Below are 12,757 nucleotides of genomic sequence, written 5' to 3' on the forward strand. Positions count from 1 at the left end.
GCCTTTTGCTTTTTCTGTGGGAGGCGCTTTAGCGGCGGTGCGCGCGACGCCACCCCCTACGCGAACCTGGAAAAATCCGGCTTTCTGCGCTGCATAAAGGCCGACAGCGCCTCGATGGCCTCGGGCGAGCGCAGGCGTTGGCCGAACAGTGCGCCCTCCTCCTCGATCACCCGGCGCAATTGCTCGCGATCCGGTGCGCGCATCAGGCGCTTGCTGTCGGCCAGCGCCGCGGGCGCCAGGTCGAGAAAGCGCAGCGCCATCTCGCGTGCCTTGGCCAGGGTCGCCGCGCCGTCGTCCAGCGCCTGGTTGGCGATGCCCCAGGCCGCCGCCTGCTCGCCGCTGAAGCTCTCGCCGAGCAGCAGCAGTTCGGCGGCGCGGGCGTGGCCGAGCAGACGCGGCAGGATCAGGCTGGAGCCATACTCCGGGCACAGGCCGAGGTTGACGAAGGGCATCTTCAGCTGCGCGTCGCGGCTGACGTAGACCAGGTCGCAGTGCAGCAGCAAGGTGGTGCCGATGCCCACCGCCGGCCCCGCCACCGCCGCCACCACCGGTTTGCTGAATTCGAACAGCGCGCGCATGAACTGGAACACCTCGCTGTTCAGCCCGCTCGGCGGCGCCTGGATGAAGTCGGCGACGTCGTTGCCGCTGGTGAAGCACTGCTCGCCGCCGGTGAGCAGCACGGCGCGCACCGAGCGGTCGCGGTCTGCCTCGTCCAGGATTTCAGCCATGCCGGCGTACATGGCGCGGGTCAGCGCGTTCTTCTTGTCCGGGCGCTGCATGCGCAGGGTCAGCAGCGCACCGTCGCGCTCGATTTGCAGGAATTCACTCATAAGATGCTCCGAGGTCGTAGGCGCACGGGCCCGTCTGGGCCGCGCACCGGAGGCCCGCCGTGATCGGCGCCAGTGTGCCCAGCCTGGATGGCCCCGCGCATCCTACATACGGGTTAAAAACAGGTCGGCGAACATCTGGCTACGCGGCAAACCGGCCATATAGAGGCGCCGCGCGAAGCTGTCGACCGTCGTGGGATGGCCGCAGAGTAAGGCGAGGGTCTGCCGCGAAACAAGCCGCAGTTCGGCCAAAGCAGCCGGCAACTGCGCCGCCGTCACCAGCTCGATCTGCAGCTGCGCATGCTCGGCAGCCAGCGCCTGCAGCTCGCCGGCCAGGTAGTGCTCGGCCGGCTCATGGGCCGCATGCAGCAGGCGGATGGCGCCGCGATGCTCCTGGCGCAGCGCCTCGCGCAGCACGCCGTAGAGCGGCGCCAGGCCGGTACCGGCGGCCAGCAGCCAGAGCGGCCGCGCCTGCCAATCGGCATCGTAGTGCAGCGCGCCGCCGCGCAACTCGCCCAGGCGCAGGTCGTCACCGAGCTGCAGGCGTCGCGCGGCGTCGCAGAAGGCGCCGGGCTGGCGGCAGTCGAGATGGAATTCCAGCCAGGCGTCCTCGCCCGGCAGGCTGGCCAGGGAATAGGGCCGCGCCACGCCGTCTGCGCTCCACAGCAGCAGGTGCTGGCCGGCCTGGTAGCGCAGCCGTCGCTCGGGTTGCAGGCGCAAGCGCAGCACGCTGGGGCTCAGCCAGTCGAGGCCGACCACCCTGGCGGCCAGGCCGTCGCGTTGCGGGTCGAAGGGCTCGACCTGCAGATCGTCGCCGACCTGACACTGGCAGGCCAGGCGCCAGCCCTCGGCGCGCTTGTCGGCGGCCAGCGCCTCGGGCTGCAGATCCAGCGGTTCGCCGGCCAGGCAGCGCACCAGGCAGGCGTGGCAGCTGCCGGCGCGGCAGCTGTAGGGCACTTTGATGCCGCCGGCCAGCAGGGCATCGAGCAGATTGGCCTGTTCGGCCACCTGCAATAATTTGGCGCCAACGCGCAATTCAGGCACCCGCTCTCTCCCAGCTGGCATCGCAGCGATTGCGGCCGCCGCGTTTGGCCTGGTACAGCGCCTGGTCGGCGCGCTGCAAGGCCTCCTCGAGGTCGTCGCCGGCGGCGAGCAGGGTCATGCCGGCGGACAGGCTGAGATTATCCACCTTTATCCCCACCGGTTCAGCCTGGGCGAAGGCTTCGCGCAGGCGTTCGCAGCAGGCGGTGAACTGGTCGGCATCGGTATTGGGCAGCAGCAGGACGAATTCCTCGCCGCCGTAGCGGGCGATGACGTCGCCGTCGCGCAGGCAGGCGCGCGCCACCGCGGCGAAAGTCTGCAGCACGCGGTCGCCGGCGGCGTGGCCATGGGCGTCGTTGATGCGCTTGAAGTGGTCCAGATCGATCAGCGCCAGGCCGTGCTGACGACCGGCGCCGAGATGCTGCAGCTCGCGGCCGGCCAGACGGAGGAAATGCCGGCGGTTGAACAGCCCGGTCAGCTCGTCGGTGGCCACCAGGTCCTCGAGCTGGCGCATCATGCCGCGCAGGGTGTCCTGGTGCGCCTGCAGGGCGAAGCGGCGCTGACGCATGCGTTGGCGCATGGCCTGCACATAGCCGGTGAACAGGCACAGCCAGACCAGCAGGATGAACAGCACGCCGACTTGCAGCAGCGCCAGGCTAGGATCGCCGAGCTGCTCGCGGTAAGCCTGGATCAGGATCATGCCGGCGAAACCGAAGAAGGCGAACGCCGCGCAGCGCGCGAACACCCGCGGCGGCAACTGGAACACGCCGAACAGCAGGATCAGCACGTAGAACACCAGCAGGCTGCCACGCGCGCTGTCGAAGAAGGCCAACAGCAGCGGCTGCCAGGCCAGCGCCAGGAGCACCTGCACCTCGGTCAGGCTGGGGTCTTCGAAACGCAGGTTGCGCCCGGACAGAAACAGCCAGAGCAGCACCAGCTGACTGGCAAATATGCCCAGGGTCAGCCCGACAGCCGTGGCCAGGGAACCGCGAAACAGGCCGGCGAGAACGGCGAACCAGCACACCAGCGCCATCATCGCGTAGGTGGCGAAGGCCATGGCGAAGCGCTTGAGCAGCAGGCTCTGCAGGCTGCGTTGCGTTACCCGGTGGCTGGTTGGGCTCATGGGCTCCATCCCATACTGGCATCTGGCCGTTACTCTACCCCCGTGATCACAAATTGCCTAGCGCGCCGATAACCGCCCACAGCTAGCAGCATCGACCTTCGGCGGCTGTGCCCTGTGCGACCGGCGCGCTATACTGCCGCGCCTTTTTTGTTGCCTGCCAACCCTGGCGGCAACCCAAGGGGCCGTCGCGGAGCGACGTCAAAATTGCTCCCGGCATTTTTTGTGGCCCGCCAAGCTTGGCGGCCACCTGAGCAGACCGTCGCGGGGCGAGGTGAAATACCGTTCCCGACCATTTTTCGCCGTTGCGCCGGGTCATGATTCGGCGCTTCCTTATAGATGTTCCCTGATAGAGGAGCGCCCCCATGACCGTGATCAAGCAGGACGACCTGATCCAGAGCGTCGCCGACGCCCTGCAGTTCATCTCCTATTACCACCCCGTCGACTTCATCCAGGCCATGCACGAGGCCTACCTGAAGGAAGAGTCGCCGGCCGCCAAGGATTCCATGGCGCAGATCCTGATCAACTCGCGGATGTGCGCCACCGGCCACCGTCCAATCTGCCAGGACACCGGCATCGTCACCGTGTTCATCAAGGTCGGCATGGACGTGCGCTGGGACGGCGCCACCATGAGCGTCGACGACATGATCAACGAGGGCGTGCGCCGCGCCTACAACCTGCCGGAGAACGTCCTGCGCGCCTCGATCCTGGCCGACCCGGCAGGTGCCCGCAAGAACACCAAGGACAACACCCCGGCGGTGATCCACTACTCCATCGTCCCCGGCGACAAGGTGGAAGTGGACGTCGCGGCCAAGGGCGGCGGCTCGGAGAACAAGTCGAAGATGGCCATGCTCAACCCGTCCGACTCGATCGTCGACTGGGTGCTCAAGACCGTGCCGACCATGGGCGCCGGCTGGTGCCCGCCGGGCATGCTCGGCATCGGCATCGGCGGTACCGCCGAGAAGGCCGCGGTGATGGCCAAGGAAGTGCTAATGGAGCACATCGACATCCACGAGCTGAAGGCCCGCGGCCCGCAGAACCGCATCGAGGAGCTGCGCCTGGAGCTGTTCGACAAGGTCAACCAGCTGGGCATCGGCGCCCAGGGCCTGGGCGGCCTGACCACCGTGCTCGACGTCAAGATCATGGACTACCCGACCCATGCCGCGTCCTTGCCGGTATGCATGATCCCCAACTGCGCCGCCACCCGTCACGCCCACTTCGTGCTGGACGGCAGCGGCCCGGCCGAGCTGGAAGCGCCGGACCTGTCCGCCTACCCGGAAATCGTCTGGGAAGCCGGCCCGAGCGCGCGCCGGGTCAACCTCGACACCCTGACCCCGGAAGAGGTGCAGAGCTGGCAGCCGGGCGAGACCGTGCTGCTCAACGGCAAGATGCTCACCGGCCGCGACGCCGCGCACAAGCGCATGGTCGACATGCTGAACAAGGGCGAAGAGCTGCCGGTGGACCTCAAGGGCCGCTTCATCTACTACGTCGGCCCGGTCGATCCGGTGCGTGACGAAGTGGTCGGCCCGGCCGGCCCCACCACCGCCACGCGCATGGACAAGTTCACCCGGCAGATCCTCGAGCAGACCGGCCTGCTGGGTATGATCGGCAAGTCCGAGCGCGGCCCGATCGCCATCGATGCGATCCGCGACAACAAGGCCGTGTACCTGATGGCCGTCGGCGGCGCTGCCTACCTGGTCGCTCAGGCGATCAAGAAGTCGCAGGTGCTGGCCTTCCCCGAACTGGGCATGGAGGCGATCTACGAGTTCGACGTCAAGGACATGCCGGTGACCGTGGCGGTCGACACCAAGGGTGAGTCGGTGCACATCACCGGCCCGGCGATCTGGAACAAGAAGATCGCCGACAGCCTGGCGGTGGAAGTGAAGTAAGCGCCCCCGCCGACGACAGACCCGGCCGCGTGCCGGGTTTGTCGTTTCTGGCCCCGCCAGCGCTAAGTGCGCATCCGCAGCGACGGTATTTTGGCTTGGCAAAATGCCACTAAACCGTCAGTCGCATTTCTCGCGCCCTTCGTCATCCGCCCCCGTCCTAGAGCGGTTCGCGCGCCACCCCAAGCCCTATGCTGCAACTCCCAGAGTTCCGCCGCAGGGAGAGCGCCATGTCCAGTTTCATCAGTTTTCTTCGCCGGCCGCTGCTGGCCGGCCTTGCCACCCTGCTGCTGAGCAGCCAACTGGCCCTGGCCGCCCCGTCGCACTCGCTGAAAGCGCCGCGGCCGCTGGTCTGGGCAGACTTTCTCGGCCTCAACGCGCAGCTGCACTGGTTCTCGGAAAGCGCCTATCGCCAGCAGATCGCCAAGCTCAAGGCGCTCAACCTGCAGTGGGTGCGCCTCGGCCTGCACTGGATGCTGCTGGAGCCGAGCCCCGGTCAATGGCGGCTGGACGAGCTCGACCGGCTGATCCAGGTGATGCACGAGGAGCAGCTCAACCCCCTGATGTACCTGGTCGGTTCGCCCGCCTTCGCCAGCTCGGCGCCGGCCGGGGCGAGCAATGTCGACCAGTACCCGCCGAGCAACCCGCAACTATTCGCCAGCAGCCTGGCGCACCTGGCCGGGCGCTATCCGCAGGTCCAGGCCTGGCAGGTCTGGAACGAACAGAACATCCCGCCGTTCTGGCAGCCGGCGGAAGACCCGCTGCACTATCGCCAGTTGCTGGAAAGCAGCCTCGATGCCCTCGGCGCGGTACGTCCGCAGGCCACCCAGGTGATGGGCGGCCACGCCTACTACAGCCAGATGCCGGTACGCGGCGGGCTGATGCTCGAGGCGCTGATGCACCTCGGCAGCCTCAAGCCGAACCGGGTCACCGCCTATCACCCCTACTCGCAGGAACCGGAGGGCGACGTGCCCGGTGCCGGCGACTTCCTGCTCAACGCCGGCACCCTCAACCAGCATCTGCGCCTGCTCGGCAGCGGGCCGATCTGGGCCACCGAGTTCGGCTGGTCGAGCTACGCCGGGCCGGTGGAGCTGCAGCCGATCATCGGCGAACAGGGCCAGGCCGACTACATGCTGCGGCGCCTGGCGCTGATGAGCGCAATGGACTTCGACAAGGTGTTCCTCTTCACCCTCAGCGACCTGGACGCCCGCGCCACGCCGCGCGACCGCTTCTACGGCCTGCTGCGCCTGGACGGCAGCGAAAAACCCGCCTACCAGGCGCTCAAACGCTTTCTGCAGATCGCCGGCCCGAGCCTGACACCACTGACTCCGCCGGCCTTCGCCGACGCCCCGACGGGCATGCTCAGCATCGCCTGGCAACGCGCCGACGGCCGCTGGCTCTGGCTGTTCTGGGCCCAGCAGGCCGGTACGGTGCGCCTGCAACGAAGCGGCAGCGGCACCTTGCACAACCCGCTGCGCGGCACCAGCCAGACGCTGCGCAGCAGCGGTGGCGGCATCAACGTCAACGTGACCCGCGAACTGCAGATGCTGGTGCTCTAGACGCGCGCAGGCGGCAACCGGGCATCCATAGCCATTATGTTATGGATGCCATAGCCACAATCGAATTCATCAATGTCGAGCAGTGCCCGATCATGCATCCCTGTCAGCCATATCACTCAGGGATCCCCACCATGACCATGCTCAAACGCCTCTTCCAGCAAACCCGCCCGGCCCCGAAGCCGGCAGCGCCGGCCGTGCCGGAGCATCCGAACTTCTGGATGTACCAGTGATTCAACCGGCGCCGACCACCCGCAGCGGCACCGCGCGCCCGGCCTTCTGCGCCAGGTAGCGGGTGCAGCTGACGCGCAGGAAAGAGGCGAAGTTGACCACCTCGCCGCGAAAATCCATGACCTCTTCGTAAAGCTTGGCGATCAGCTGATTGGTGGTCATGCCATCGACTTCGGCGATCTCGCGCAGGATGTCCCAGAACTGGTTTTCCAGGCGCAAGGTGGTCACCACGCCGTGGATGCGCAGCGAACGCGAGCGCGATTCGTAGAGGATGGGGTCGGCCTTTACATAGAGTTCGCACATGAGCGTCGCCTCCTGGAAACTTGTGGCAGCGTCGTAGCCCGGATGCAATCCGGGGAATATCGGCAATGATGCGCCGCGGATGGCGTCCGGGGTACGGCTCGACTACAGGCGAATCTCGGTGCCGAGCAGCTTGAGGAAGCCGGCCAGCCAGGCCGGATGCGCGGGCCAGGCCGGCGCGGTGGCCAGGTTGCCCTGCACGTGAGCCTGATCCACCGGGATATCCACGTAGCGGCCGCCGGCCAGCGTCACTTCCGGCGCGCAGGCCGGGTAGGCGCTGCATTCGCGCCCCTCCAGCACGCCGGCGGCGGCCAGCAGCTGGGCGCCGTGACAGACCGCGGCGATCGGCTTGTCGGCCTTGGCGAAGGCTTTTACCAGCGCCAACACTTCGCCATTCAGGCGCAGGTATTCCGGGGCACGGCCGCCGGGAATCAGCAGCGCGTCGTAATCCTCGGCCTTGACCTTGGCGAAGTCGAAATTGAGGGCGAAGTTGTGCCCCGGCTTCTCGCTGTAGGTCTGGTCGCCCTCGAAGTCGTGGATGGCGGTGCGCACGGTCTGCCCGGCGACCTTGTCCGGACACACCGCATGCACGCTGTGACCGACCATCTGCAGGGCCTGGAAGGGCACCATGGTTTCGTAGTCTTCGGCGTAGTCGCCGACCAGCATCAGAATCTTCTTGGCAGCCATGATCGTCTCCTGGGGGTGGATGCAACGGAGCCATTATTCGCCCCTACTTGCTCCGACAGGTAACAGCCCGGTACTACTCCCGTGCGCCCGTGCAGGCCGATGGTCGTTGCCGCGGGTTGGTACGCGCGGCGCCGCCAAATCAGATGCCGATCTTGTCCAGCGCCTGGCCGACCGAGCGCCAGAAGCCGCGCTGCGGGCGCTCCCCCTGCTGGTGATGGGCAGCGATGCGAGCCGGCGGCTGCACCAGGCGGGTGGCGCCCAGTTCGCGCTCGGCCAGCTCGGCCGACACCAGCTGCAGCGGGCCATCGCCACCGCCGTCCAGGGCGCCGCTGTGCGGCGGCGGGCCGTCCTCGTCGTAGCGCAGGTAGTAGGTGCCGCCCACCGCGGCATCCAGGCTGAAGCTGGAGATCAGGGTGAAGTCCAGCGGCCCGTCAGCCAGCAGGGTCCAGAAGCTGCCGGCCAGCGGCCGGCGCATTTCCAGCCGATGGTTGGCCGCCTCGAACTCCAGCACCAGGTAGCCGTTGCTCGGCAGGCTGCCGATCAGCTGGTTGTCGAGAAACAGCCCCGGCGCCTCCAGCTCCTGATCGGCCCAGTCGTTGCGTGGACGGTACAGATAGACCAGGGCGTGGTTCTCGTCGCTCAGCGCGTGGGGGACGAAGGCTTCGCCGTCCAGGTCGCCGAAGAAGGCGCCGGGGGTCGAGCAGCCGACCAGCAGGACGGCGAGCAAGGGCAGCAGCAGGCGGCGCATCGAGCATTCCTTGTGAGGGGCATGCACGCAGCTTAGCCGGCCCGCGCACGGGCAACACCCGACAAAAGTGCGGCCCGTTCAGAAGGCGCCGTGGCGCCCCTTGCCGTCGCGAAAGCGCCGCGCGCCCTCCGCCGTCTCGCCGCTGTCCACCACCGCCAGGCCGCCGCGGAATTCGCCGGCCAGCGCCTCGTTCAGCGGCAGGTCCCACTGCGCATAGACACTGGCGCGGTCGGCCAGCAGGCAGCGCTGGGGGAAGGCGGCGAGCTGCGCCGCCAACTGCTGCGCCGCCGCCAGCGCCTGACCAGGTGCCACCACGCGGTTGACCAGGCCCATCTGCAGCGCCTCGTCCGCCGCCACCGGGCGGCCGCTCAGGATCAGGTCCAGCGCCCGCCCCTGGCCGACGATGCGCGGCAGGCGCACCGTGCCGCCGTCGATCAGCGGCACGCCGAAGCGCCGACAGAACACCCCGAGCAGCGCATCCTGCGCCATCACCCGCAGGTCGGCGAGCAGCGCCAGCTCCAGGCCGCCGGCCACGGCATGGCCCTCGATGGCGGCGATCAGCGGTTTGCCGAGCTGCATGCGACTCGGCCCCATGGGCGCATCGCCCTGCTCGTCCAGGCGATTGGCACGCTCGCCGCCCTCGGCCACCGCCGCCAGGTCGGCGCCAGCGCAGAAGGTGCCGCCGCTGCCGGTCAGCACCGCCACGCGCGCTTCATCGTCCGCCTCGAAGGCGCGCAAGGCCGCGGCCAGCGCCTCGGCCGTGGGGCGGTCGACGGCGTTGCGCGCCTGCGGCCGGTCGATGCTCAGGGTGGTCACCGGGCCGTTCTTCTCGACTATCACCGACATTAAGCTGCACTCCGCTGGCTGAACGAAAAAAGGCCGGCATCGCTGCCGGCCTTCGAGCCTAATCCGCCTGCGCGGGCGCGTCAGCCTAGCTGGCCGATCAGAGGGCGTACTTGTGCAGATTCGCCATCATTTCCCGGAGCGCCTCGACGTTGTCCGCCGGGTGCGCGGCGCCCTCGAAGTCGCAGATGCGCTGCCACTGCGCGGCCACGTCGTCCGGGCTGAAGCCGGCCTTGGGGTCGAAGCCGGCGCCCAGGCTGCGCTCCCAGCGCACCTTGCCGACCCAGCCGCCGCCGACTTCGAACAGGCCGCCGGTGTCCTGGCAGTTCTGGCTGCCCAGGTACACCACCAGCGGGCTGACCAGTTCGGGTTTGAGCTGCTCGAATACCTGCGGCGGGATCAGCCCCTCGGTCATGCGCGTGGCGCCAGTCGGGGCGATGGCGTTGACCAGAATGTTGTTCTTGCGCCCCTCGATGGCCAGGGTACGGGTCAGGCCATAGAGACCGAGCTTGGCCATGCCGTAGTTGCTCTGGCCGAAGTTGCCGTAGATGCCGGAGGTGGACGAGGTGAAGATCACTCGGCCGTAGTTCTGCTCGCGCAAATGCGGCCAGGCAGCGTGAGTGGTCTTGTAGGCGCCTTCGACATGGACCTTGTAGACCAGCTCCCAGTCGGCGTCTTCCATCTTGTGGAAACTCTTGTCGCGCAGGATGCCGGCGTTGTTGACCAGCACGTCGATGCGGCCGAAATGATCCAGCGCGGTCTGCACTATCTTGTCGCCGTCGGTCACCGAGTCGTGGTTGGCCACGGCATCGCCGCCGAAGGCCCTGATCTCTTCCACCACCTTGTCCGCCGCCGAGGCATTGGCGCCCTCGCCGTGGGTGCTGCCGCCGAGGTCGTTGACCACCACCTTGGCGCCATGGCGGGCGAACAGCAGCGCGTGGGCGCGGCCCAGACCGCCGCCGGCGCCGGTGACGATGACGACCTGATCCTCGAAACGAACCGCTTCACTCATGGCAGAAACTCCTCGGCAGTGGGCAATGGCAGCGAGTGTCACGCAGGGCCGCTGCGCTCACAACGAACCGGCCTGACGCTGAATGGTGCGCGATAAGGCGCCGGGATGGTCAGGCCGGACGGATCAGGCGCAGATGGTCGTACAGGTGCAGCACATGGGCCTGGGCGTACTCGGCGTGACTCAGCACGCCGTAGGCGAAATGCGGCTGCAGAGCGCCAGTGTGCGCGGCGAAGCGCTCGAAGGCGGCCTGCAGACGCTGCAGGGCAGCCGCCTGGCTGGCCGGCTCGGCCAGTGGCGCGGCGCCGGGAATCGCCTCGGTCAGCGGATGGCGCATGCCGCCACGGGCGCTGAACAGGGCAAAGGCGCCCGGGCCGAGGCTGTGGCGAAACCAGGCAGGTTTGAGCTGCGGAAAGCCGTCCAGGGAATACTCGATGCTCTGCGCGCAGTGGTTGAATACCTCGCTCGGGCTCCAGCCCTGCAGGCTGACCAGTGGCCGGCCGGCCAGCTCGGCCAGCAGGCGCTGCGCCGCCGCCAGCTCGACGGCAGCCGGCGCCGGGCCGCCGGGCAGCGCCCAGAAACCAGCGCCGAGGGCCGCCACGCCGCCGACGGCGGCACCTTTCAACAGGGTACGGCGCTGCATGCTGCGGTCTCCAGCCGTTGGCGAAACTCGAGGTAATGGGCGAGCACCAGATCCGGCGCCTCGGTTTGCGGATAGTGGCCGATGCCGTCGAGCAGCACCGTGTCGGGCTGCTCGATCAGCTCGCGGTAGCGCGCCACCATATGCGCGCCGGAGATCGGGTCGACCGCGCCGTCGATCACCCGCATGGGCACCGTGGTTTCCTGCATGGCCGCCACCCAGCGTGCGCGGTTGGCGCGGCGATCAAGGATGTAGCGGATCAGCCGGTGCATCACCTTGGGCCCGTCGTTATGTGCGATCAGCGCCCAGAAGGCGTCCAGCTCGGCCTCGCTGGGCGGCGTATGCGGGCCGAACACCTTGGCGAAGTTCTGCGCCAGGGTGCGCCGCGAGAACAACCGGCCGAGCAGCGGCCCCAGCGGGCCGAGCAGCAGCTTCTGGGTCAGCACCGGATAGTGGGTCTCGGGAAACAGGCCACCGTTGAGGAACACGCAGCTGGCCAACTGGATGCATCCGTCCTGATGGCGGGCCAGCAGCTCCTGGGCCACGCTGTCGCCGTAGTCGTGGGCCAGCACATGCAGCGGGCGCGTCTCGCCCAGGTGGGCCAGCAGCGCCTGCTGCAGGTCGGCCTGCTCCAGCAGGCTGTAGGCATGGCCGCGCGGCTTGGCCGAGTAGCCGAAGCCGAGCATGTCGCAGGCGATCAGCCGGTACTGGCGCGCCAGCGGCTGCCACAGGCGGTGCCAGTCCCAGCTGGCGGTGGGAAACCCGTGGATCAGCAGCAGCGGCTCGGCTGCCGCCTCGCCCGCCGTCCAGTAGCGAATCGCGTGCGGGCCGAAACGCAGCTCGTGCCCCTGGGCGCGCCAGGCGTCCAGGGCGATGCCGGGCAACGCCGTCACTGCGCGTAGCCCGGGTTGCAGCGGTCGAGCTTGCGCAGCAGCGCCGGCCAGGGCAGCGCGCCGCCCATGCCCTGCGGGCTCTTCATCACCCCGGCGAGCATCGCCCGGGCGCCGTCGAGGATCTGCTGCGGGATATGGATCAGCTCGCCGCCCCCGCTCTGCGCCATCACCTGGATCTCGCAGGCGCGCTGCAGGGTGAACATGCCGAGGAAGGCGTCGGCGATGCTGCCGAAGGCGGTGAGCAGGCCGTGGTTGGGCAGGATCATGAAGTTCTTCTCGCCCAGGTCGGCCTGCAGCCGCGCCTTCTCGTCATGGTTCAGCGCCACGCCCTCGTAGCCGTGGTAGGCCAGGCTGGAAAGGACGAACAGCGACTGCTGCGACAGCGGCAGCAGGCCCTGCTGCTGCGCCGACACGGCGATGCCGGCGGCGGTGTGGATATGCAGCACGCAGCCGACGTCGTGGCGCACCTCGTGCACGGCGCTGTGGATGGTGTAGCCGGCCGGGTTGATGTCGAAGGGGCTGTCCATCAGCTTGTTGCCGGCCAGGTCGACCTTGACCAGGCTGGAGGCGCTGATCTCGTCGAACATCAGGCCGTAGGGGTTGATCAGGAAGTCCTCGGTGCCTGGCACCTTGGCCGAGATGTGGGTGAAGATCAGGTCGTCCCAGCCGTACAGGGCGATCAGCCGGTAGCAGGCGGCCAGGTCGACGCGGGTCTGCCATTCGGCGGCGGATACCTGGTTCTTCACGTCGGGCAGATTCAGCGGAGCGTTCACGGCGGTCACCTCGATCTTGTTGTGGTTCGGCGGTGTCCGCAGTCTAGCCGTGCGTGGGCCCCGCGATAGTTGCCCTGGCAGCCAAGCTGCTGACCCTGCGGGTCAATGACCCGACCGTACGGGCCGCGATAAGGCGTCATTCGCCGCTCTTATGGAAGGCCATGCTCCATTCTGCGTCGACAGGGCACGCGGTTTTGCAGGAG

Annotated in this window: 13 protein-coding genes; 2 read left to right on the top strand and 11 right to left on the bottom strand. The window is 68.1% G+C overall.

Annotated features, from left to right (window positions below; translation table 11 throughout):
• Nucleotides 1-56: 56 nt before the first annotated feature.
• The 3 genes from ACW9UL_RS16925 to ACW9UL_RS16935 all read right to left on the bottom strand — a co-directional run bounded on the left by ACW9UL_RS16925 (nucleotide 57) and on the right by ACW9UL_RS16935 (nucleotide 2,991).
• Nucleotides 57-830 (bottom strand): enoyl-CoA hydratase, encoded by a 774-nt coding sequence (locus ACW9UL_RS16925; protein ID WP_457787730.1) that lies wholly within the window; start codon nucleotides 828-830, stop codon nucleotides 57-59.
• A gap of 102 nt (nucleotides 831-932) precedes the next feature.
• Nucleotides 933-1,871: an iron-sulfur-binding ferredoxin reductase gene (locus ACW9UL_RS16930; protein ID WP_457787731.1), complete on the bottom strand. Its 939-nt coding sequence runs from the start codon at nucleotides 1,869-1,871 to the stop codon at nucleotides 933-935.
• Nucleotides 1,864-2,991, bottom strand: coding sequence for a GGDEF domain-containing protein (locus ACW9UL_RS16935; protein ID WP_397498324.1), 1,128 nt, complete (start codon nucleotides 2,989-2,991; stop codon nucleotides 1,864-1,866). The genes ACW9UL_RS16930 and ACW9UL_RS16935 overlap by 8 nt, the downstream gene beginning before the upstream one ends.
• Nucleotides 2,992-3,353: 362 nt before the next feature.
• Here ACW9UL_RS16935 and ACW9UL_RS16940 point away from each other — a divergent pair, with 362 nt between their 5' ends.
• A complete protein-coding gene (locus ACW9UL_RS16940) occupies nucleotides 3,354-4,877 on the top strand; it encodes a fumarate hydratase (protein WP_457787732.1) in 1,524 nt (507 codons plus the stop codon).
• Nucleotides 4,878-5,104: 227 nt separating this feature from the next.
• Nucleotides 5,105-6,433 carry a glycoside hydrolase 5 family protein gene (locus ACW9UL_RS16945; RefSeq protein WP_457787733.1) on the top strand — a complete coding sequence of 443 codons (1,329 nt, stop codon included), beginning with the start codon at nucleotides 5,105-5,107 and terminating at the stop codon, nucleotides 6,431-6,433.
• Nucleotides 6,434-6,664: 231 nt separating this feature from the next.
• On the opposite strand, the gene ACW9UL_RS16950 is transcribed toward ACW9UL_RS16945, so the two are convergent.
• The 8 genes from ACW9UL_RS16950 to ACW9UL_RS16985 form a co-directional block, all read right to left on the bottom strand.
• On the bottom strand, nucleotides 6,665-6,964 hold the full coding sequence (locus ACW9UL_RS16950; protein ID WP_457787734.1) for a ribbon-helix-helix domain-containing protein: 300 nt from the start codon (nucleotides 6,962-6,964) through the stop codon (nucleotides 6,665-6,667).
• Between the two features lie 102 nt (nucleotides 6,965-7,066).
• Nucleotides 7,067-7,651: a DJ-1/PfpI family protein gene (locus ACW9UL_RS16955; protein ID WP_397498394.1), complete on the bottom strand. Its 585-nt coding sequence runs from the start codon at nucleotides 7,649-7,651 to the stop codon at nucleotides 7,067-7,069.
• 136 nt (nucleotides 7,652-7,787) lie between these two features.
• Nucleotides 7,788-8,396, bottom strand: a complete 609-nt coding sequence (locus ACW9UL_RS16960; RefSeq protein WP_457787735.1) for a DUF2846 domain-containing protein — start codon at nucleotides 8,394-8,396, stop codon at nucleotides 7,788-7,790.
• 78 nt (nucleotides 8,397-8,474) lie between these two features.
• On the bottom strand, nucleotides 8,475-9,242 hold the full coding sequence (locus ACW9UL_RS16965) for a crotonase/enoyl-CoA hydratase family protein (protein WP_457787736.1): 768 nt from the start codon (nucleotides 9,240-9,242) through the stop codon (nucleotides 8,475-8,477).
• Between the two features lie 97 nt (nucleotides 9,243-9,339).
• Entirely contained in the window at nucleotides 9,340-10,251 is a 912-nt protein-coding gene (locus ACW9UL_RS16970; protein WP_457787737.1) for an SDR family oxidoreductase, read from the bottom strand.
• A 109-nt stretch (nucleotides 10,252-10,360) separates the two neighbouring features.
• On the bottom strand, nucleotides 10,361-10,891 hold the full coding sequence (locus ACW9UL_RS16975; RefSeq protein ID WP_457787738.1) for a DUF1569 domain-containing protein: 531 nt from the start codon (nucleotides 10,889-10,891) through the stop codon (nucleotides 10,361-10,363).
• On the bottom strand, nucleotides 10,870-11,781 hold the full coding sequence (locus ACW9UL_RS16980) for an alpha/beta fold hydrolase (RefSeq protein ID WP_457787739.1): 912 nt from the start codon (nucleotides 11,779-11,781) through the stop codon (nucleotides 10,870-10,872). Before ACW9UL_RS16980 ends, ACW9UL_RS16975 begins: the two co-directional genes overlap by 22 nt.
• Nucleotides 11,778-12,554, bottom strand: coding sequence for a class II aldolase/adducin family protein (locus ACW9UL_RS16985; RefSeq protein WP_371921467.1), 777 nt, complete (start codon nucleotides 12,552-12,554; stop codon nucleotides 11,778-11,780). The genes ACW9UL_RS16980 and ACW9UL_RS16985 overlap by 4 nt, the downstream gene beginning before the upstream one ends.
• Nucleotides 12,555-12,757 lie beyond the last annotated feature (203 nt).

Source organism: Pseudomonas sp. PL-6, assembly GCF_054110165.1.